General features: G+C 61.7%; 18 protein-coding genes. 12 read left to right on the top strand and 6 right to left on the bottom strand.

Annotation, left to right across the window (positions count from 1 at the left end):
* Positions 1–260: 260 nt before the first annotated feature.
* Genes arcD through J2857_RS25745 form a run of 4 tightly spaced genes read left to right on the top strand, consistent with a single transcriptional unit; the run spans position 261 to position 4,903 of the window.
* On the top strand, positions 261–1,745 hold the full coding sequence (gene arcD, locus J2857_RS25760) for an arginine-ornithine antiporter (protein ID WP_210012907.1): 1,485 nt from the start codon (positions 261–263) through the stop codon (positions 1,743–1,745).
* A 12-nt stretch (positions 1,746–1,757) separates the two neighbouring features.
* Positions 1,758–2,972 carry an arginine deiminase gene (gene arcA, locus J2857_RS25755; RefSeq protein ID WP_210012906.1) on the top strand — a complete coding sequence of 405 codons (1,215 nt, stop codon included), beginning with the start codon at positions 1,758–1,760 and terminating at the stop codon, positions 2,970–2,972.
* A 13-nt stretch (positions 2,973–2,985) separates the two neighbouring features.
* Positions 2,986–3,987: an ornithine carbamoyltransferase gene (gene argF / locus J2857_RS25750; protein WP_210012905.1), complete on the top strand. Its 1,002-nt coding sequence runs from the start codon at positions 2,986–2,988 to the stop codon at positions 3,985–3,987.
* A 1-nt stretch (position 3,988) separates the two neighbouring features.
* On the top strand, positions 3,989–4,903 hold the full coding sequence (locus J2857_RS25745) for a carbamate kinase (RefSeq protein ID WP_210012904.1): 915 nt from the start codon (positions 3,989–3,991) through the stop codon (positions 4,901–4,903).
* A gap of 135 nt (positions 4,904–5,038) precedes the next feature.
* Here the strand turns inward: J2857_RS25745 and J2857_RS25740 are convergent, their stop codons facing one another.
* The 3 genes from J2857_RS25740 to J2857_RS25730 form a co-directional block, all read right to left on the bottom strand.
* Complete coding sequence (locus J2857_RS25740) at positions 5,039–6,286, bottom strand: MgtC/SapB family protein (RefSeq protein WP_210012903.1); 1,248 nt, start codon at positions 6,284–6,286, stop codon at positions 5,039–5,041.
* A gap of 248 nt (positions 6,287–6,534) precedes the next feature.
* Positions 6,535–7,842, bottom strand: coding sequence for an ATP-binding protein (locus J2857_RS25735; protein ID WP_348635719.1), 1,308 nt, complete (start codon positions 7,840–7,842; stop codon positions 6,535–6,537).
* Between the two features lie 50 nt (positions 7,843–7,892).
* Positions 7,893–8,552 carry a response regulator transcription factor gene (locus J2857_RS25730; RefSeq protein ID WP_210012901.1) on the bottom strand — a complete coding sequence of 220 codons (660 nt, stop codon included), beginning with the start codon at positions 8,550–8,552 and terminating at the stop codon, positions 7,893–7,895.
* Positions 8,553–8,697: 145 nt separating this feature from the next.
* Here J2857_RS25730 and J2857_RS25725 point away from each other — a divergent pair, with 145 nt between their 5' ends.
* From J2857_RS25725 to J2857_RS25705, 5 genes are read left to right on the top strand one after another with little or no spacing between them, the layout of a single operon-like run.
* Positions 8,698–8,964 carry a PepSY domain-containing protein gene (locus J2857_RS25725; RefSeq protein WP_245363829.1) on the top strand — a complete coding sequence of 89 codons (267 nt, stop codon included), beginning with the start codon at positions 8,698–8,700 and terminating at the stop codon, positions 8,962–8,964.
* Positions 8,965–9,008: 44 nt separating this feature from the next.
* Entirely contained in the window at positions 9,009–9,341 is a 333-nt protein-coding gene (locus J2857_RS25720) for a hypothetical protein (protein ID WP_210012900.1), read from the top strand.
* Positions 9,342–9,375: 34 nt separating this feature from the next.
* Positions 9,376–9,846, top strand: coding sequence for a DUF2271 domain-containing protein (locus tag J2857_RS25715; protein ID WP_210013052.1), 471 nt, complete (start codon positions 9,376–9,378; stop codon positions 9,844–9,846).
* Positions 9,847–9,864: 18 nt separating this feature from the next.
* A complete protein-coding gene (locus J2857_RS25710) occupies positions 9,865–12,063 on the top strand; it encodes a PepSY domain-containing protein (protein WP_210012899.1) in 2,199 nt (732 codons plus the stop codon).
* Position 12,064: 1 nt separating this feature from the next.
* On the top strand, positions 12,065–12,985 hold the full coding sequence (locus J2857_RS25705; protein ID WP_210013051.1) for an FAD:protein FMN transferase: 921 nt from the start codon (positions 12,065–12,067) through the stop codon (positions 12,983–12,985).
* 287 nt (positions 12,986–13,272) lie between these two features.
* Here the strand turns inward: J2857_RS25705 and J2857_RS25700 are convergent, their stop codons facing one another.
* A complete protein-coding gene (locus J2857_RS25700; protein WP_210012898.1) occupies positions 13,273–14,085 on the bottom strand; it encodes a universal stress protein in 813 nt (270 codons plus the stop codon).
* Positions 14,086–14,360: 275 nt separating this feature from the next.
* Between J2857_RS25700 and J2857_RS25695 the strand changes: the two genes are divergently transcribed.
* The 3 genes from J2857_RS25695 (at position 14,361) to J2857_RS25685 (ending at position 17,460) form a co-directional block, all read left to right on the top strand.
* Complete coding sequence (locus J2857_RS25695; RefSeq protein ID WP_210012897.1) at positions 14,361–14,765, top strand: OsmC family protein; 405 nt, start codon at positions 14,361–14,363, stop codon at positions 14,763–14,765.
* A complete protein-coding gene (locus J2857_RS25690) occupies positions 14,762–15,457 on the top strand; it encodes a VIT1/CCC1 transporter family protein (RefSeq protein WP_210012896.1) in 696 nt (231 codons plus the stop codon). The genes J2857_RS25695 and J2857_RS25690 overlap by 4 nt, the downstream gene beginning before the upstream one ends.
* A 125-nt stretch (positions 15,458–15,582) precedes the next feature.
* Positions 15,583–17,460, top strand: coding sequence for a heavy metal translocating P-type ATPase (locus J2857_RS25685; protein WP_210012895.1), 1,878 nt, complete (start codon positions 15,583–15,585; stop codon positions 17,458–17,460).
* A gap of 242 nt (positions 17,461–17,702) precedes the next feature.
* On the opposite strand, the gene J2857_RS25680 is transcribed toward J2857_RS25685, so the two are convergent.
* The gene (locus tag J2857_RS25680) at positions 17,703–19,049 is read right to left on the bottom strand and encodes a sensor histidine kinase (protein ID WP_245363828.1); all 1,347 of its coding nucleotides are present in this window, start codon (positions 19,047–19,049) and stop codon (positions 17,703–17,705) included.
* Positions 19,046–19,750, bottom strand: a complete 705-nt coding sequence (locus J2857_RS25675) for a response regulator (protein ID WP_245363827.1) — start codon at positions 19,748–19,750, stop codon at positions 19,046–19,048. The genes J2857_RS25680 and J2857_RS25675 overlap by 4 nt, the downstream gene beginning before the upstream one ends.
* Positions 19,751–19,932 lie beyond the last annotated feature (182 nt).

The raw sequence follows: 19,932 nt of genomic DNA, 5'->3' as shown, positions 1-19,932 counted from the left end.
CGCGATCGCTACCGTCCTCTCCCTCTTGTCACCGAAACCGGCGGTTGGTAACAGCGGCGAGAGAACTGTCCACGCAATCGTCACCTTGTGCGCCATGCGCCGGCCCGCTCCACAGCACCCCTCATCACGCTTCCTCACACTCTCCAATTTCAAAAATGGATGGATTTTTAGATGTTGCCGCGCAGCTTGACGGTGATCAATGGAGCGGCCTCGTTAAGGTGATCTTCTTCCCTCAGTTTCAAACTCAGGGAGATGAAGCTATGGCTTCCGCTGACATCAAAGTTACTGAATCGGCCAGTCCCGATTCCGTCGTCAAAACGGACACAAAGACACGAAAGCTCCGGCTCGGATCATTAACCGCGCTCGTCATCGGTTCGATGATCGGGTCAGGAGTGTTTAGCCTTCCCCAGAACATGGCAGCTGGCGCCGGTCCGCTCGCCGTCCTGATCGGCTGGGCGATCACGGCCGCCGGCATGCTGGCCCTGGTTTTCGTGTATCAGTCTCTGGCCACACGCAAGCCGGAACTGGATGCTGGCCCTTATGCCTATGCGAAGGCCGGGTTCGGCCCGTTCGTCGGTTTCAACAGCGCTTGGGGTTATTGGCTGAGCGCTTGGATCGGCAACGTCTCCTATGCGGTCGTCGTCTTCAGCGCCCTCTCCTACTTCTTTCCGTCCTTCGGTGAGGGGAATACCTGGTCGGCCATCATAGGCGCCTCGATCCTACTGTGGTTCGTCCACGCACTAATCCTGGCGGGTATCCGCGAGGCCGCGATCGTCAACCTCTTCGTCACCATCGCCAAGATCGCGCCGATCGTCCTGTTCATCGGCGTGGCGGTTGTTGCCTTCAAGGTGGACGTATTCTCCGCCGATTTTACGGGTCTCGGTAATGCGAGCCTCGGCTCGATCACCGCCCAGGTGAAGAGCACCATGCTGGTCACGCTCTGGGTGTTCATTGGCATCGAAGGCGCCAGCGTCTTTTCGGCCCGCGCCGAACGCCGCAAGGACATCGCCGCCGCAACGATCACCGGCTTCCTGACCTGCCTGGCTCTCTATGCGCTGGTATCGCTGCTGTCGCTCGGCATCCTCAACCAGCCGGAGCTCGCCGCACTCAAGAACCCCTCGATGGCAGGCGTCCTCGAAGCGATCGTCGGTCCCTGGGGCGCGATCCTGATCAATATCGCGCTTGTGGTGTCGGTCACAGGCGCATTCCTGAGCTGGACGCTTCTGGCGGCGGAAATACCGCTTGCCGCCGCCAAGGACGGCACCATGCCTTCCTTTTTCGCAAAGGAGAGCGGCCGGGGCGTTCCCTCGACATCACTGCTGATCACCAACCTCCTCGTTCAGGCCTTCCTGCTGGTGACTCTGTTCGCGCAGAGCACCTATCAGGCACTGTTCTCGATCGCCTCCGCCGCGATCCTCGTACCCTATATCTTCTCGGGCGCCTATGCGGCGAAACTGGCGATCACGGGCGAAGCCTATAAGCCGGGAGAGCGCCGCACCGGGCCGATGATCGCCGGTCTGATAGCCACCGTCTACGGTCTCTGGCTCGTCTATGCGGCAGGCCCGGCCTATCTCTTCATGTGCGCCGTGCTCTATGCGCCCGGCCTCATCTTCTACGTTGCCGCCCGCCGGCAGAGCGGTCAGAAGGTCTTCCAGCCTGTGGAAGCCTTCCTCGCCTTCGGCCTCATCGCGGTCGCGCTGCTTGCCGCTTACGAAATGTGGACCGGTGCGGTCAGTCCCTTCTGAGGAGATAGGACAATGAAGACTTTAGGTGTTCATTCCGAAGTCGGCCGGCTCCGCGAGGTGATGGTCCATCGGCCCGATCTCAGCCTACGTCGGCTCACGCCGGACAATTGCAAGGCTCTGCTCTTCGATGACGTCCTTTGGGTCAAGCGGGCGCGTCAGGAGCACGACGCTTTCGTCGATGCGCTGCGGGAACGCGGCATCGTGGTCCATTCGCTGGGCGACCTGCTCGCAGAGACGATGGACAACGCCGACGCGCGGCAGTGGCTGCTCGGCCGGCGGATCGAGCCGCCGGTTGTCGGCGAGGACATGGTTGTCGAGTTACAGGCGTGGCTCAACGAAATGCCGTCCGCGGAACTTTCGACCTATCTGATCGGCGGCATCGCCCGTGCGGAACTGCCGTTCGAACCGATGGGATTGAGCGGAAGGGCGCTCGCGCCGGAGGATTTCGTGTTGCCGCCTTTGCCCAACCAGCTCTTCACCCGCGATAGTTCCTGCTGGATCTATGGCGGCGTCTCGATCAATTCGATGTATTGGCAGGCGCGGCGGCCGGAGGCGGCCAATGTCGAGGCTATCTACCGTTTCCATAAGCGCTTCCAGGGGAGCGATTTTCCAATCTTCTCGGCAGACGGAGAAGAGGCACCAAGCCTCGAAGGCGGCGATGTCATGCCGGTCGGGAACGGCGTCGTGCTGATCGGCATGGGCGAGAGAACCACACCCCAGGCGGTGAGTGCGCTTGCCAGCCGGCTGTTCACGGCCGGCCTCGCCACCCGGGTCGTCGCAGCCTTGATGCCGCGCGACCGCAGTTTCATGCATCTCGACACAGTCTTTACCTTCTGCGACCGCGATCTGGTCACCCTGTATCCCCCGGTGGTCAACCGGTTGCGCAGTTTTTCGCTGCGCCCGGGCGATTCCGCTGAAGCGATGGACATCCGGGAGGAAAATGCCCCGTTCACAGAAGTCGTGGCCGAAGCCATGGGCCTCAAGGCCCTGCGCATCGTGGCGACCGGCGGCGACCGCTACGAAGCCGAGCGCGAGCAGTGGGACGACGGCAACAACGTCGTCGCCGTCGAACCCGGCGTGGTCGTCGCCTATGACCGCAACGTTTATACCAACACGCTTTTGCGCCGCCAGGGCGTCGAGGTGATCACCGTCGAAGGCGCCGAACTCAGCCGCGGCCGCGGTGGCGGGCACTGCATGACCTGCCCTCTCGTTCGTGAAACCATCTAGGAAAGTCAATCATATGCCCATCAATCTTATTGGCAGGAGCGTCCTATCGCTTGACGACCTTTCACCCGATGAAATCCGCTTCCTGCTGCGCATGGCGGCCGAACTCAAGTCAGCCAAACTCGGTGGATACGAAGTGCCTCGCTTAGTGCGCAAGAATATCGCGCTGATCTTCGAGAAGGACTCCACCCGCACGCGAAGCGGTTTCGAGGTGGCGGCCTATGACCAGGGTGCTCATGTCACCTATCTCGGCCCTTCCGGCAGCCATATCGGCCACAAGGAGTCCGTCAAGGATACCGCGCGCGTGCTCGGCCGCATGTACGATGCGATCGAATTCCGCGGTTTCGCGCAGTCGGCGGTGGAAGAGCTCGCGCGGTATTCGGGCGTCCCGGTCTACAATGGCCTGACGGATGTGTGGCATCCCACCCAGGTGCTCGCGGATTTCATGACAATGCGCGAGTTCACCCACAAGCATTTGTCGGATATGGCACTGGCCTTCTTGGGCGACGGCAGCGACAACGTCGCCCTGTCGCTTGCCGTCGGTGCGGCCAAGGTGGGGATCGACTTTCGCCTGGTTTCCCCCAGGGCGCTTTGGCCCGACAACACTTTCCTCGATCATGTCAAGGCCGAAGCCACCAAGGCCGGCGCCAGGTTCACCCTGACCGATGACATCGCTTCAGGCGTTCGGGGTGCGGACTTCGTCTATACCGACGTCTGGCTTTCGATGGGCGAAGACGAAAGCGCCTGGAAGGAGCGTATCGATCTGCTCTCACCTTACCGGGTGACGCGGGAGATGATGGAAGCGACGGGAAATCCTTACAGCAAGTTCATGCATTGCCTTCCCGCCTTCCACGATGCCGAGACGGAAGTCGGCAGGCAAATCGCCGAGAAATACGGCATAAACCACATGGAAGTCACCGACGAGGTTTTCGAATCCGGGGCCTCCATTGTCTTCGATCAGGCGGAGAACCGCATGCATTCCATCAAGGCACTGCTCGTCGCGACGATCGGAGGCTGAGATGCTGATCGTTGCTGCCCTTGGGGGCAATGCGCTGCTGCGTCGCGGGGAGCTGCTGACTGCCGAAAACCAGCGCGCCAATGTGCGGCGGGCCGCGACCGCACTCGCCGCATTGATTTCGGCGGGTCATTCCCTAGTGATCACCCACGGAAACGGTCCGCAGGTCGGACTTCTGGCGCTTGAAACGGCCGGCCCCGATGGTGCAGGCCTGCCGCTCGACGTTCTCGGCGCCGAGACTGAGGGCATGATCGGCTATATGATCGAACAGGAGCTCGCCGGGCTGCTGAAGGGACATCGCTTCGCCACGCTGCTGACGCTCGTCAAGGTGAATGCAGACGACCCCGCCTTCCATAAGCCCACCAAATTCATCGGCCCCGTCTATGCGGCTGAAACCGCCCGAAAGCTGGCCGCCGAGCGTGGCTGGAAGATCGCGCCCGATGGAGAGAAATGGCGGCGCGTCGTCGCTTCGCCGCTGCCCCTGACGATCATGGAGGCGGACGTCATTTCGCTGCTGGTCGGTCAGGACGTGACGGTGATCTGCACCGGCGGAGGCGGGATTCCCGTCGTTGAGAGACCCGGCGGAGGACTGGCAGGGATCGAGGCCGTCATCGACAAGGATGCGGCCAGCACCCTGCTCGCAGAACAGCTCGACGCCGACATGCTGCTTCTGTTGACCGATGTGGACGCCGTCTATGCCGATTTCGGCACGCCGGCTGCACGTCCGCTGACAAAGATCGATCCGGCGTCGGTGGATGCAATGCAATTTCCCGCAGGATCGATGCGGCCGAAGATCGCCGCGGCGTCGCGCTTTTCGGCGGGACCTGGGCATCGCGCCGCGATCGGCCGTCTGGAGGATGCCGCGGCGATCGTGGCGGGTGTAAAGGGAACGACTTTCTTTTCGGATCGCACCGACTGAGCACGAAGCGCCGCAAGCCGGCCGGTTCGTCCCCCGAGGCACAATCGGATCGACGGCGCCGGTTTGCTCCGGCGACGCAATCGCAAATGTCGGTGTCCAGGGCATCAACGCCGACCTGCATTTGGAAAAACTGTCCTATTGGGTCACGTAAGAAGTCAAACCAGCGACAGCAATGGCGACACCTGTAATTGCGGCGAGCGATGCGCTGAAACAGAATGGTCCGACCGTAGCGGCTAGTGCAACCCGTCCAATTGCGTTTGCCGCCATCGCCACCAGTATCGCATGGCCGATGATGGAGGTTGGCATCGCTTCTGCCGCGCCTCGCAGCGCGGTCAAGACTGCAACATCTACATCGACGAAGCCAGACAGGGTCACCGTAACGAGAAGTCCCGAATCGCCGAGATAGGTCACGAGGAACGCGCTCAAGGTGACGGTCACAGCAAAGATCCCGGCGAAAAATAAAAGAGGAGCGATTTCGAAGGGATTCTTGGCGCTTACGTCTACGGCGGATCCACCTTGAGGCCACAGCACCATCGTCATCCCGAGACCGGCAAAGGGGACGGCAGCACCGGCCGCTTCCGGACCGACCTCCATGATCAGGCGGGGCGCGACAAATGCAACCAGCCCCACCACACGTAGTACGGACACCATCGCGGCGAGCGCTGCAGCGCCGGCTAACGAACACGATCCGGCATTGGTCTTGGCAGATCGCGCAAGAACCAGTGTAACTGCGGTGGATGACACGACAGCGCCGGCGAGTGCGCTCAAAAGGATGCCATTTCGTGACCCGAAGATCCGAACGGCGATATAGCCAACGAACGACAGGCTTGCGGTCAAAACGGTGACGAACCAGACTTCCCATGGGTTGAGCCCACCCCAGGGATCCATGGTGTGGTTTGGCAGAATTGGCAAGATAACGGCCGTCATAACAGCCAGCACCAACGCAGAACGAAGCTCGACCCACGTCAATCGCTTCAGAAAGCTATGCAGAATCTCCCGGCTTGCAAGCGTTGCCGCCAGAGCTGCGCCTCCCGCTGCGGCAGCGACCGGGTCACCGGCCACCGCCAGCCCACCCAGCGCAAAAACAACCAACGCCGCAACGACCGCGGTGACGCTGTAGTCGTCGTCCGCGTTCGCCTCGCGTAACTTGAACACGATAAACGTTATCGCAAAAGTCAGAAACCCAATCGGGAACATCCATGAACTTTGCAAAGCAGACGAGAGAGCACCTATTACCCCGCCAAGAAGACCGGATATTCCAAAGGTTCGAATTCCAGCGGTCCTGCTCCCGGCAGGTGCATCGCGCTCTCGCCAGCCTCGCTCCAAGCCGACCAACAAACCAATCGCCAGAGCAAGGCCCAAGCTGGCAATAACTTGATTCATAATCGACTTTCAGCGCAGCGGTGAACACAAACCTGCGAGACCTGCCTTGATAGGGCGGCACAGCAAAACAGTAACGTGCTATCTTTATTGCAGATGCTCCGACACCAGAAGCAAGCTTAACAGTTTAATTTGCGCTCGATTTGATATCCCTCAATTAAACGACAGGCCTTTCCAGCTTCGCGGACATGCGAAGGCAAGAAATAAAGATTCGCCGCCTTTTGTGCATCCCCAGTTTCTTCAGCGCGAGATCAGGCGATCGGTAGCTTCACCTGAACCTGGACGCCTTCATATTTCAAAGGTCTGGGAGAGATGACGTCCACCTCAGCCCCGACGCGGTCAGCAATGGCCTTGACGATGGCGAGCCCCAGACCGCTTCCGCCGATCTTTCCGTCGCCACGTTCGAACCGTCGCATCAGCCGGTCCGTGGCATCGGCGGGCAGTACCGGTCCATCATTGGCGAAGTTCAGCAGACCGTCTGGCCGCAGCGAGACCTCAACGACACCATCCTGCGCGCCGTGTTTCAGCGCGTTCTCTATCAGGTTGCGGCAGAGAATGCCGACGGCATCGGGGTCCAGCGTGGAAAGAACCGGTTCTTGCGGAAGGGTCAGAACGATCCGCCCCTCCCCTGCCCGCGCAAAATCCTGAACGATCATCTGCAGGACGGTTCTGAGATCGGAAGGCTCGTCGCTTTGCAGACGTCCGCCTTCGGCGCGGGCAAGCTGCATCAGCTTTTCCGACATGCGCATCAACCGCTTCAGCGTGGTCTCGATTTCCGTCGCCCGCTGACTGGTCAGCTCTTCCTTGGTCTCGGAGCGAATGCGCTGCGCCTGCGCGATTGCGCCGGCCACCGGCGTACGAAGCTCGTGCGCCGCATTGGCTGCAAAGGCGCGCTCGGCGTTGAACGCCGCCGTCAGGCGGTCGAGAAGTTGATTGACGCCCGCCGAAATCGGAAGAAGCTCGCTCGGCAGTCCGCTGTCTGGAAGAGGTGACAGATCCTGCGCGCCGCGATTGGCTAGCTCCTGCCTAAGTGCGCGCACCGGTCGTAAGGAGCGACGCACCGCCACAAGGATCGCCAACAGGCTGAAAGGGATCACTACGATCAGCGGCAGCACGAGGCCCAGCAGCATCTTGCGTGACAATTCCGTGCGATGGTCAAGCGGTTCGGCAACGGCAATCGTCAGGTTCCCGTCTAAGCTTGTCTCGTAGTAAAGTTGGTGCGTTTCAGTTCGGAGAAACCCTGGCTTTGCGAACGGGGGAAAGATCGAGGCGTCCGCCCCCCTCGAACTGAGCAGAACCTGCCCGTTCCGGTCACGCACGATGAAGGTTACGTCTTCACCGTAGCGAGCCTCGCGGCCGATGCGTGTTTCGCGGTCGTTGTCCCCGTCCTCGTCGTGTTCGATAGAATCGCGGCGTTGATGACCCTCGCGTAAATCGTGCCGGGCAATTGGCAGGATACGCTGCGCCGTGGCCTTTAGCCCGTCATCGAACACCTCCTGCATTTCCCCGCCGAGGCGATGTGCCGTTACCGCCGCCGCCGCAAGCCACAGCAGCGTCACCGAAAGCCCGACCGCAAGCGCCAGGCGCGTCTGAAGCGAAGTACTGAATTTCATGGCCGTCCCAGACGATAGCCAAGCCCGCGCTCGGTTTCGATCACATGCGCGCCGAGCTTCTTGCGCAACCGGCTGACATGGACTTCGATCGCGTTGCTGTCGATTTCCGTATCGAAGGAATAGAGCCGCTCTTCAAGCTGCGCCTTGGAAAGGAGCTGACCGGGACGCTGCAGGAAGGCCTCGAACAGTACCCATTCGCGCGCCGTAAGAGCCACGGCCTTGCCGTTCAGCGTGACGCTTCGGGCGGCGAGGTCGATACTGAGGGGGCCGAGCGAGACGATGGGATTGGGGTTGCCGGTATAACGGCGCGCCACCGAACCGATGCGGGCCGAAAGCTCCGCAAGATCGAAGGGCTTCACCAGGTAATCGTCGGCACCGGCATTCAGTCCGGCAATGCGGTCGGAGACTTGGTCGAGCGCGGTCAGGATCATGACCGGCGTCACGTCGCCCCGCCCGCGTAGCGCCTTCAGGAAGGGAATGCCAAGGCCGTCGGGCAACATGAGGTCCAGCAGGACCAGATCGTAGACCGCCGCGGCAAGCGCGTCGCTCGCCCGATCCAGCCGGGTGACCCAATCTACGGAATGCCCATCGGCGGCGATCTGATCGCGAATGGCCGCACCCAGCGCGGTATCGTCCTCGATCAGCATGACCCGCATCGTTACCTCCCGTTTCTTTCATCTCCTAGTCCGCCTGCCAGCTTACGGGAAGCTGAAGCAATGTCGCGCGGTTTGTCAGGTGCCGGTCAGCCTGCGACGCGATTGATCAGCCCGACAACGAGAGGAAACGATGATGAAGACCGGCATGCTGCCCATCTTGGCCCTGGCCGTCATGGCCGCGACATCCGCCCAGGCAAAGGACGATTGCGACGTTTCGATCGGCAGCTGGAAGGCGCGCGAGGCTGTCCGCGCCATGGCCGAGGAACGGGGTTGGACGCTGAAACGTATCAAGATCGACGACGGTTGTTACGAAGTCTACGGCACCGACAACAGCGGCCGCCGCTTTGAGGCGAAAATCGATCCTGCGACGCTTGAAATCATCAAGATCGAGGAACGCCGTGAGCATCGCTGACCTCCTCCCAATCCCCATCAAGATGCCCAACGGGAGATAATCCTATGACTTACCGCAAACTTCTTCTGGTCGCCTGCGCCGGCACCGGCCTTCTCGCCGCCGTTGGCAGTCTGGCCATGCCGGCCGTCGCCCCGAAGATTGATACCGGGACTGTGCCGGCCGGCTATGACGAGCGCGACGACGATGGTCACCACGAGGGGCATCGCCGCCATGGTGACGACCATGGTCGCCAAGCTTCTTCCGACGGCTGCCCCGGCGATGACGACGACAACGGTGCCTGCGGCGGTCGTGGCGGCGCCATGCAACAGCAGAACGTCACCCCGCCCGCCAACGGCCTTTTCACGTCCGGCTCCACACCGCGCGCCCAGATGAACTGAACCGCCAAGCCAGCCAAGGAGAATATCGATGAGAATGAAATCGCTTTTTGCCATGCTTGCCGTCACCACGGCGCTCACCGTTCCCGGCCTCGCCATGGCGCGCGAGGTAACTTTCACCACCAACATGCGCAACTATGGCGGCGACGGTGCTTATCTTGCGTATTATGTCACCGATGCGCAGGGCAAATATGTCGGCAGCCTGTGGATGGCCGGCGGCAAGACCAGGTATTACGAGCATCTCAGCGGCTGGTACCGCGCCACGAGCAGCAATGCCGCCGAGATCAACGGTATCACCGGTGCCAGTGTCGGTGCAGGCCGTTCGCTGAAGGTGACGGTCGATCTTGCCGATACGCTGTTCGACGCCGGCTATCAGCTTCACGTCGATTCCGCCGTGGAAGACATGCGCGACAGCCCGAACGAGATCGTCGTGCCGCTGACGTCGGGCGGCTCCGGCCAGAAGGTGAAGGGCACCCGCTACATCGCCGACTTTACCTATACGCGTTGATCAGGAAGGGCGCTCGTCATGGTTCGGTCGCTCCACCGCTGGTTCGGGTTAATTGCCGCGGTGCTTCTCACCGTGTTCGCGCTGAGCGGCGCGGCACTGTCGATCTTCCCCGCCGCGGAGGCGCTTACCACACCTGCCGCGCAGCAAATCAGCGTCGGGGAACTCGCCGCACGTATCCAGGCGGCAGAACCTTCGGTGGAGCAGATCAGGCGTGCGCCGTCTGGGCGGATCACCGCCTACTACTACGAGGGCGCCCAGCCCGCCTCCGCGGTCATCGACCCTGCCACCGGCACGCCTATCGGAAGCGCTGATACCTCGGGACCGGAGCGCTGGTTGACCGATCTCCATCGCTCGCTTTTCCTCGATGATACCGGGCGCTTCGTGACTGCGGGCGGTGCGGCCATTATGCTCGCCCTTGCAATATCCGGGCTGTTCCTGCTGGCGCGCCGCGCCGGCGGCTGGCGCTTCATCCTGAAGTCCGTTCGCGGCACCGGGTATGGGCGCTTGCACGCCGTCGTCTCCCGCCTTGCCCTGCCAGGTCTCTTTCTCTCCTCGCTCACCGCTCTCTGGATGACGGCTGCCATTTTCGGCTTCCTGCCCGAAAGCGGGAGTGCACCGACCTTCCCGACCGACGTCAGCGGTGGGACCGGCGCCGCGCTCAGTTCTGTCGCTCTGCTTCAGGAGACCCCGGTCGATGACCTGCTATCGCTGAATTTCCCGGCCACGGGCGACGCAACGGACGTTTTCACGCTCAAGACAGCAGAAGGCGAAGCTTACATAGATCAGGGTAACGGCGCGCTGCTGGCTTGGTCGGATGCCGGCTGGGTCGATCGGGCCACGCATCTCATCACCATGCTGCATACCGGGCAGGGCATGGCATGGCTCGGCGTCATCCTCGGCCTATCCGCGCTTTGCGTGCCCGTCCTCGGCTGGACCGGTGTGATTGTCTGGCTCAGGGGCCGGCCCGGCCGGAAAACGTCCTGGGCTGCCGCTGGTGATGCTGATACGATCCTGCTCGTCGGCAGCGAGAGCGGCACGACCTGGGGATTTGCCAACACGCTGCAAGCCACTCTGTTCGCAGAGGGACTGCGTGTCCATATCGGCCCGATATCTGATTTCGACCCGGCCCGCTGGCCCAAGGCGCGGCGTGTCATTCTGCTCGCCGCCACCTATGGCGATGGTACGGCCCCCGCCTCTGCCGGTGGCTTCACCGAACGCTTCGAGCGTATGCCCGCAAAACCTGGCCTGCAGCTCGCCGTGCTCGGTTTCGGCGACCGAAGCTTCCCGGCCTTTTGCGGTTTCGCCGCAGAGATCGCACGGATCGCGGAGGAGAAGGGCTGGGTCCCCCTTGTCGACTTCGATACGGTGGACCGCCAGTCGCCACAGGATTTCGCCCGCTGGGGACGCAGCCTTGCTGCGACGCTTGGTCTCGATTTCGAGCTGAACCATCACCCGACCACGCCGAAGACCTGGAGCTTGCAGCTCATATCCCGCCGCGACTACGGGGCAAGCATGCAGGCGACCACCGCTATCCTGCGCTTTGCCCCGCCCAAGATTTCGCTCTGGCAGCGCTCGGCAGGCAAGGGTTTCCCGCTGTTCGAGGCCGGGGACGTGATCGGCATACTGCCGCAAGGCTCCGATCTGCCACGCTTCTATTCGCTTGCTTCCTGTACGAAGGATGGCTTCGTTGAAATCTGCGTACGCAAGCAGGCCGGTGGTCTCTGCTCCGGTCTGTTGACGGCGCTGGAGCCGGGTGAAACCATTTCCGCTTTCCTGCGCCCCAATCCGAGGTTCCGCCCCATGCCAGGACGCAAACCGGTCATCCTCATCGGGGCCGGCACCGGCATTGGTCCGTTCGCCGGTTTTGCCCGCGCCAATAACGCGTGCCGACCCATGCATCTGTATTTCGGTACCCGCCATCCGGCCAGCGATGCACTTTACGCAGAGGAGGTTTCCGACTGGAAGGAGAGTGGACAGCTGACATCGGTGTCGACCGCGTATTCGCGGACGGCGACGCCGGCCTATGTGCAGGACATTCTGCGCAGTGATGCGAACAGGCTCGGCAAGCTCGTCGCGGACGGCGGGCAGATCCTCGTCTGCGGCGGACGGGAGATGGCCGCAGGCGTCGCCGCCGCCCTTGCCGATATTCTCGCGCCGCAGGGCGTGAGCCTTGCCACTCTGAAAGCCGAGGGACGTTATGCCGAAGACGTTTACTGACATGACGCGCCATGCGATGAACGGAGCGACCATGGGCACGCGCTGGTCGGCCCTGTTCCACATGCCTGCGGATTTCGACGCCGAGGCCGCTCGCGCCGCTATGGCCGAAGCCGTGGCCGACGTGGACCGGCAAATGTCGACCGGGAAGCCGGACAGCGATCTCAACCGCCTGAACGCGGCAAGACCGGGCGAATGGATGGCGCTGCCAGCGCGGCTGCTCACCGTGCTGGAAGCGGGTCTTGCCGTCGGCCGCGCCTCTGATGGCGCCTTCGATATCGGCATGGGTGATGCCGTCGCCGCTTGGGGTTTCGGGCCGGTGGAGGCGAACGAAGACCGGATCAAGGCCGCCCGCCTTGTGAGCCGTCGCCCGGCCCATGAGGTCCTGGAACTCGACAAAGGCACCGGACGGGCCCGCAAGCACGCAAACATGCGCTTCGACCTCAATGGTATCGCCAAGGGATATGGTGTCGATCAGTTGGCGGAGGCTGCGCGCGAACACGGTATCGAAGCCGGCCTCTTCGCCATCGACGGTGAGTTGCGAGCGCTCGGCATACAGCCCGACGGTCGCGGCTGGACTGTCGCCGTTGAAATGCCCGACTTCGAAATGCGTGCCCCGCACTCCATTCTCGAACTTCACGATACCGCCGTCGCCACATCCGGCGATTACCGACACTGGGTCGATGTCGGCGGACACCGCTTCTCACACACAATGGATCCGCGTCTGGGAATGCCGCTCATGCATTCTCCGGCATCGGCAACCGTTATCGGCCGCGATTGCATGAGCGCCGACGCCTGGGCGACGGCGATGATGGTTCTCGGCGAGGTGCGCGGTGTTTCGCTCGCCGAAAGGCTTGGGCTGTCTGTCCTCTTCCTCAAGCACGGCCAGCCGAAAGGGACCGGGTGTGGTTTGTTTACTCGTTGACCAGGCGCCGACTTCCTATCCGGTTCTGCAAAGTCACGCTACGCGTCACCGTTGGAACCGGAAGCTATGTCGCTGACCTCTGCCATCGATGCGCGCCGGAGTCACAGCCTGATCCGGGGCCGAGCAAGGGCCACAAACGGTGGTGACGGGATTTGACTGGCGGAGGAGTTGTGGACCACCAATGCCTCCAACCAAAGCCGCTGGCAAGCCACTTCATTCTTATGATAACCGAGAGCGTCTGAGCCCGAGCGTTGTGGCATCGACTGTTGCAGCCTAGCTGAATGGCGTCATCTCGCGAGCAAAACCGGTCGCTCGGGGTTTTCGATCATGCACCACGTGACGCCGCCGAGGATGCGCTCACGCAGACGGGAATGACCGTATGCGCCCATCACGATCAGATCCGCCGCGACCTCGTCGCCAAACTCATTGATTGCCGCACCGACTGTTCGACCGCCGCTCTCCAACACGTGGACGCTGAACTTGACGCCCGCCCGCATCAGGTAGGCTGAAAGCTCAGGGGGCACAGCTTGATCATCAACTGTAACCACATAAACGCGACGGGCAGATTTTAGGAGTGGTAGACCTCTTTTAACAGCTTGGGCGGCCTCGATGGAATTATTCCACGCCAGTATGACTGAGGCAGATTCGATCGTGGGAGTTGCTCCATCGGGAACCAGAAGCACCGGCACGCCGGAATGGAAAAGGGCGCCGTCGAGCGCCGCGTTTCTCAGCATGGGGTCAGTTATGAGATGAGGCCCCAGAATGACCAGGTCGGCGTAGCGCGCCTGTTCACCCACCGCGTTATCGACGTGGAGGAGGTCCGTGTAGATTTCCGTAACATCGTGGGCAATCGTTCCGCCACTTAACAAATCTTCGACCACTGCGGCTCGTGCCCGAAGCTTCTTTTGATCGGTTTCCCGTTCTTTCTGCCAAGCCCTGGAGACACTTTCCGCCTGCACCCCGACCGGCGGAGGGAGAGCGACAGAAATCAGCAAGACCGACAGATGCGCAGATGCGGATCGGGCGAATTTCACGGCGGCATCGAGGTCGGCATCACCTGCGTCGCTCCGGGTGACGCATAGGACGGTTGTAAATGGCATTGCCAGCTCCTCCAGATATGGTGAAACCAATGTAGGCGGGCCGAGGGCGCATCACATTGACTTTCGTCAAGGCCGGTCATTCGACATACGGGTCTGCACGATCACTCTCGGTATTCGTCTGCTCGGCTTAGAGCCCCGGTTGCTGAGCAGGCGGTTCAGGAATGGTGCTTCTCGCGGCATCACTTTACTATTGATCCGGGTCAAGCCCGACACTGACGCCTCGTGCTAGCCTCTGCGCTGTGGCAATCACAGGCGGGTTTTGAGTAGGACATAAAATGCTGGATTACCGGATTGCAGCGCGAAGGATCAATGCCGAAGGCAGCGTCGCCAATGCGAGGACGGCCGAGATCCAGCTGGAGTCGGGGCTCTCAGGTTCTCCTGACGCCTTCAATCCGGCCGAATTGCTGCTCGCCGCAATCGGCTACCGCTTGGTGAAAAGAATTGAGCACGTCACACCCATGCTGGATTTCAAACTCGGCGGTGTCGAGGTCAGCCCCGATGCAGTCCGACAAGAGAACCCTCCCCGCATCATCTCGATCGACTATGGACTCGTCGTCGACAGCAATGAGAGCGATAGGCGGCTGGAATTGCGCCACAAGAACGTGCTGAAATACGGCATGATCTCAAACACCGTGGCCGCAGCGACGCACCTTGATGGTACCATCAAGAGGAAGTCATGAGCCGGTTGCATCATGAGAACCATCTCGTATCCCGTATCGGTTGGCTTAGGGCGGCAGTCCTTGGTGCCAACGACGGTATCGTCTCGACGGCTAGCCTGATCGTCGGTGTCGCCTCGGCCTCTGCTGAAAGCTCCGAAATATTGGTCGCCGGCGTGGCGGGAATGGTGGCTGGCGCCATGTCGATGGCGGCCGGCGAATATGTGTCGGTTAGCTCTCAGTCAGACACCGAACAGGCAGATCTTGCCCGCGAGAGGCATGAGCTCGCGACCCAACCAGAAGCCGAACGCGAGGAGCTTGCCCAGTTTTATGTCAAACGCGGCGTCGAGATCGAATTGGCGCGGCGTGTTGCCGACCAGTTGATGCAAAAGGACGCACTCGAAACGCATGCACGAGACGAACTCGGCATCTCGGAAGTCACGACGGCGCGGCCTGTCGTCGCTGCTCTGACATCCGCCCTCACCTTCGCTGTTGGAGCTGCGATGCCCCTTGGCTTGGTGTTGGTCGCACCATCGCATAGCCTCGTGATGACAGTCTCGATCGCTTCGCTTCTCTTTCTCGCGCTCCTGGGAGCAGTTGGAGCTAGAGCCGGCGGCGCCAACGTTTTGAAAGCGACCGTCCGGGTCACCTTTTGGGGTGCCTTTGCAATGGCGTTGACCGCGGGAATCGGAGCGCTCTTCGGTTCCGCAGGATAAGTCGCCTGTCCTCATCCCGCCGCCAGCCACTGATTTCCGGTACTGCATCGCCCAAAAGCCCTGCTGGATGTGTCACAACAGAAAAAAACAATCGGGGTTCTCTCAAACGGCGAGGAAAGAAAACCATGTTCTATCCGAACTCCGACCGCTTGAAGTCTGCACTACTAATCCTGGCTGCGTCAGGTCTTGCGCTCGGGCTGGTTCTTTATGCTTTTGATAGGGCCGATGCGGCCAAACTCGCGTGGCAAGCGGGCGTCATCCCGGTTCTTGCCGCACTAATCATCGAAATCCTACACGGTCTCTGGCGTGGAGAGGTCGGACTGGACATCGTGGCGGCACTTTCAATGTCGGCGGCATTGCTGTTCGGGGAAACGCTCGCAGCATCCGTCGTTGCCGTCATGTATTCTGGTGGGACCTTTCTGGAGAATTTTGCCGAGGGGCGTGCAAGGCGCGAAATGAGTGCACTCCTCTCGCGTGTGCCGAGATCCGCCACGCGTCACACCAAAGACGGCCTCGAAGAGATCGGATTGCAGGATATCGAACCGGGCGATCTGCTGATGATCCACCAGGGCGCCGTCGTGCCGGCAGACGGTGACATCGAAAGCCCGCGGGCGATCCTCGACAAATCGGCGCTGACCGGCGAACCCATGCCTGTACGACTGGAGCATGGTCAGGAAGCAATGAGTGGGTCGACCAATGCCGGCGATGCTTTTGACCTGCGGGTCCGGCATCGTGCGGCAGACAGCACCTATGCCGGCATCGTCCGGCTGGTCGAGGCAGCTCAGGCATCCAAGGCGCCGATGGCCCGGCTGGCCGACCGGTATTCCCTGCTGTTTCTGGCCGTCACCATCGCATTATCGACAGCGGCTTGGTGGCTCACCGGTGATCCCATTCGCGCGGTGGCTGTTCTGGTCGTGGCAACACCATGCCCGCTGATACTTGCAGTTCCAGTGGCTTTGGTGGCTGGTCTGTCTCGAGCGGCACACTTCGGCGTCCTCATCAAAGGAGCAAAGCCCCTGGAGGCTTTGGCAGGGATCAGCACGTTGATCCTCGACAAGACCGGTACACTGACAGATGGACGACCGCAGATCGTTTCCATCGAAACCCACAACGGCATGTCACAAGGCGAGGTTCTTTACTTCGCGGCCGCTCTGGAACAGGCGTCGAAACACCCGATGGCCCAAGCGATTGTCGCGGCAGCACACCGACAACGGGTCGTGCTGCCTGTCCCGGAACATGTGAGCGAACGGGCCGGTGAAGGCCTTTCCGGAACAGTCGCCGGCCGGGAGGTCGCCGTAGGAGGCGTCGCCTTCGTGAGTACGAAGGTCGGCGTTAAGCCGACAGGGAGCCTGGCCATGACGGCGGGGACCGTGGTCGTCGCCCTTGCGGTTGATAACAGGATCGCGGGGTATCTCACCATGGCGGACGCGCTGCGATCCGGCACCGCGGAGCTCATCGCGGGTCTACGGCGGTTAGGCATCAGCCGCATCTTGCTGGCGACTGGTGACCGCCGGGCGGTCGCTGAGACGGTGACCAAAGGGTTGCGGCTGGACGCAGTCCGCTCTGACCTCACACCGGACCAGAAAGTTCTGCTGGTATTAACAGAGCGCAAGAATGGGCCGGTCATGATGGTCGGCGACGGGGTTAACGATGCGCCAGCTCTTGCTGCCGCCGATATTGGGGTTGCTATGGGCGCCCGGGGGGCCGCCGCCTCCGCAGAGGCGGCGGATATCGTACTTCTGGTCGACCACCTGGACCGCTTGCTCCCAGGCATTGAAATAGCAAAACGCTCGCGACGTATCGCGCTGGAGAGCGTGGTAGCTGGAATCGGAATGTCCATCTGCGGAATGATCGCAGCCGCACTTGGATATTTGACGCCCGTGCAGGGGGCTCTGCTCCAGGAACTGATCGATGTGGCCGTTATCCTAAATGCTCTTCGGGCGCTGAGGATCAAGCCAACGTTCGATCAACGGTCCGGTGCACCCAGTAGACTCCCGCAATAATATGCTTCAGCGCCCCGAATTTCTCAGGTTTAATCTGGCGATCGGTGGTTCGTTGCATATTGGTAGACTGCGAAACCGCAGGCTACGAGATGCAAAGGACGGGCGGAGCCACAAATCCGAGCACTCCCAGCACCCAGCAACGAAACCCGCCGCCGTTTCCCTCATCTAACCGTCCTTCGTGGATCGCAGCTCAGAGACCGGAGCCAATCCAACCATCCCCACGCCGATCCTGAAGGGCGACCTCATCGGCTGCCGAATAGATAAAGCCGGACGCTCAGCCTCGCGCCCCCGCCCGGTGCATCGTCGATTTCCAGTGTGCCCCCATGGGCTTCCACTAGATTGCGGGCGACGGCGAGGCCAAGACCGGCCCCGCCGGTCTTGCGGGCACGGGAGGGTTCCAGACGCACGAAGGGCTCCGTCAGGAACTCGCGCCAATCGGCTGGAATGCCCGATCCCTCGTCGTCGATCGTCACTCGCAGCCACTCCGCCTCGATCACAATCGCCAGATGCGCCGCACCGCCGTATTTGAGCGCGTTGTCGATCAGGTTTGCGAATACCCGCCGCAGTGCCAGACGATCGCCAATTACCAGTGCCGTCTCGGGCGGAAGGGTGGCCAAGGTGATGCGCGCCCCTGCAGCCCGGCGGTCCATTACCTCCGCCCCCAAAAGCGGCATGAGGTCGAGGAGTTCCTCGTCCAGAGCTCCGACACCGGCGCGGCCGGCCAGTAGCGCATTGTCGAGAAGCTCGATCATATCGTCTATGTCGGCTGCGGCCTTTTCCCGTTCCGTCTCGTTCGGGATGTGCTCGACGCGAAGCCTCAGTCGGGTCGCGAACGTGCGCACGTCGTGCTGGATACCGCCAATCAGCGCCAACCTGGCTCGGACGATCGCATGCAGGCGTGTCTGCAACCGATCAAAGGCCTTGAGCAGCGCCTGAGTTTCGGGCGCTGCACCTTTCAGCTTCGGCAGCACGATGGGCGCCCCGACGGGGTCGATCCGATCGACGACGGCGGCGAGCCGGGTTAGCGGGCGGATTTCCCGATGCAGAACGATCAGCGCCGCGACGGCGAACAACGTCCCGATCAACCCAGCGCCGAGCCCCGCCGGCAGGCCGAACCAGGAGACGATGAAGGGCGTGCGGGTTTCCATCACCAGCACCCGATCCGGCGAAAGACGGAGCCGGAACTGGACGGGATTGAGCACGCCCTGAAACAGACGCGGCCGCCGGAACCTGCGCTCCGGAACCAGAAGGCGGATCGACAGCAGGTCGTCGCCGAGAACCTCTCGATAGATTCCGTAGCCCGGATCCTCCCAGAGATCGAGGGCATTTTCTGGCGCCAAATCAATCTCGACAACACTCAGATCGAGGATTGGCGAGCTCACCGCGTCGATCAGCGCCGGCCAACGGGCGGAAGGTTCGCTCTTCAAAAGCGTGACGATGGCGGCAATCTGGCCGGGCGGCGGGTTGGACGCGGTGCGGCTAAGGCCGTTGGCAAGATAGTAGAACGAAATCAGCACAATCCAGAGCGCCAGGAAACCCGCCCCTCCGATTGCGATGAGCCGCCTGGAAAGGCTCAAGCGAAACATCATGTCATCTGCCGCACCGGCACCGTCAGCAGATAACCGCCGTTGCGCACGGTACTGATCAGATTGCTGCCAGGGCTTGCCGCTTCGAGTTTCTTGCGCAGCCGCGAGACGAGAATATCGACAGTGCGGTCGAAGGGATCGGCGGTGCGGCCGTGGGTCCAGTCAAGAATCTGGTCACGCGAGAGAACCCGGCGCGGCCTGATCACGAAGCAAGAGAGAAGTTCGAACTCTCCACTCGTCAGTGAAACGACGCCTTCCGACCCGGCTTCGAGCTGGCGTGCATCGAGATCGGCGACGAAACGATCGAAGGCGTAACGTCGGCTCGGCCGCTGAAATACCTGGGGGGCGGTGCGGCGCAACAGTGCCCGGACGCGCGCCAAGAGTTCGCGGGGGCCGAACGGTTTGACAAGATAGTCGTCGGCCCCGAGTTCGAGGCCGACGACGCGGTCGGTCTCGTCGCTTTTCGCGGTCAGCATCAGGATCGGCAACGGCCGCGTTGCACGGATGCGCCGGCAGACCGAGAGGCCGTCTTCGCCAGGCATCATCAGATCCAGGATCATCAGGTCCGGCTCACGCCGCAGAAGCACCTCGTCCATGGCGCGCGCATCCTCGGCCGCCTCGACGGCAAAACCTTCGCGCGACAGCAGATCGCCAACGAGCTGCCTTATGTCGGCATCGTCATCGACGATCAGAATCGTGGGCATGGATCGGTCCATGGCACAACCATGAACAAGCGATTTGCCGAAATCAAGAGCCGGCCGGCCGTTGATACAAAACGCTACAAACCGGCGACAAAGGCCTACAAATCGAAACCGGCGCGACATAACCGGCATACATCGCGCCGCCATCCTCACTAACGTCGGCGATCGATCCCCCGCTTTCGTCG

Source organism: Neorhizobium galegae (genome assembly GCF_017877055.1).
Classification (GTDB): Bacteria; Pseudomonadota; Alphaproteobacteria; order Rhizobiales; family Rhizobiaceae; genus Neorhizobium; species Neorhizobium galegae_D.
Note: the sequence above shows the minus strand (reverse complement) of the source record. Positions and strands in the feature narration are given on the sequence as shown.

What these genes read in the sequence shown, in the direction of transcription:
- arcD (WP_210012907.1), top strand. Translation starts at nt 261, where the DNA reads ATGGCTTCCGCTGACATCAAAGTTACTGAATCGGCCAGTCCCGATTCC.
- arcA (WP_210012906.1), top strand. Translation starts at nt 1,758, where the DNA reads ATGAAGACTTTAGGTGTTCATTCCGAAGTCGGCCGGCTCCGCGAGGTG.
- argF (WP_210012905.1), top strand. Translation starts at nt 2,986, where the DNA reads ATGCCCATCAATCTTATTGGCAGGAGCGTCCTATCGCTTGACGACCTT.
- J2857_RS25745 (WP_210012904.1), top strand. Translation starts at nt 3,989, where the DNA reads ATGCTGATCGTTGCTGCCCTTGGGGGCAATGCGCTGCTGCGTCGCGGG.
- J2857_RS25740 (WP_210012903.1), bottom strand. Translation starts at nt 6,286, where the DNA reads ATGAATCAAGTTATTGCCAGCTTGGGCCTTGCTCTGGCGATTGGTTTG.
- J2857_RS25730 (WP_210012901.1), bottom strand. Translation starts at nt 8,552, where the DNA reads ATGCGGGTCATGCTGATCGAGGACGATACCGCGCTGGGTGCGGCCATT.
- J2857_RS25725 (WP_245363829.1), top strand. Translation starts at nt 8,698, where the DNA reads ATGCTGCCCATCTTGGCCCTGGCCGTCATGGCCGCGACATCCGCCCAG.
- J2857_RS25720 (WP_210012900.1), top strand. Translation starts at nt 9,009, where the DNA reads ATGACTTACCGCAAACTTCTTCTGGTCGCCTGCGCCGGCACCGGCCTT.
- J2857_RS25715 (WP_210013052.1), top strand. Translation starts at nt 9,376, where the DNA reads ATGAAATCGCTTTTTGCCATGCTTGCCGTCACCACGGCGCTCACCGTT.
- J2857_RS25710 (WP_210012899.1), top strand. Translation starts at nt 9,865, where the DNA reads ATGGTTCGGTCGCTCCACCGCTGGTTCGGGTTAATTGCCGCGGTGCTT.
- J2857_RS25705 (WP_210013051.1), top strand. Translation starts at nt 12,065, where the DNA reads ATGACGCGCCATGCGATGAACGGAGCGACCATGGGCACGCGCTGGTCG.
- J2857_RS25700 (WP_210012898.1), bottom strand. Translation starts at nt 14,085, where the DNA reads ATGCCATTTACAACCGTCCTATGCGTCACCCGGAGCGACGCAGGTGAT.
- J2857_RS25695 (WP_210012897.1), top strand. Translation starts at nt 14,361, where the DNA reads ATGCTGGATTACCGGATTGCAGCGCGAAGGATCAATGCCGAAGGCAGC.
- J2857_RS25690 (WP_210012896.1), top strand. Translation starts at nt 14,762, where the DNA reads ATGAGCCGGTTGCATCATGAGAACCATCTCGTATCCCGTATCGGTTGG.
- J2857_RS25685 (WP_210012895.1), top strand. Translation starts at nt 15,583, where the DNA reads ATGTTCTATCCGAACTCCGACCGCTTGAAGTCTGCACTACTAATCCTG.
- J2857_RS25680 (WP_245363828.1), bottom strand. Translation starts at nt 19,049, where the DNA reads ATGATGTTTCGCTTGAGCCTTTCCAGGCGGCTCATCGCAATCGGAGGG.
- J2857_RS25675 (WP_245363827.1), bottom strand. Translation starts at nt 19,750, where the DNA reads ATGCCCACGATTCTGATCGTCGATGACGATGCCGACATAAGGCAGCTC.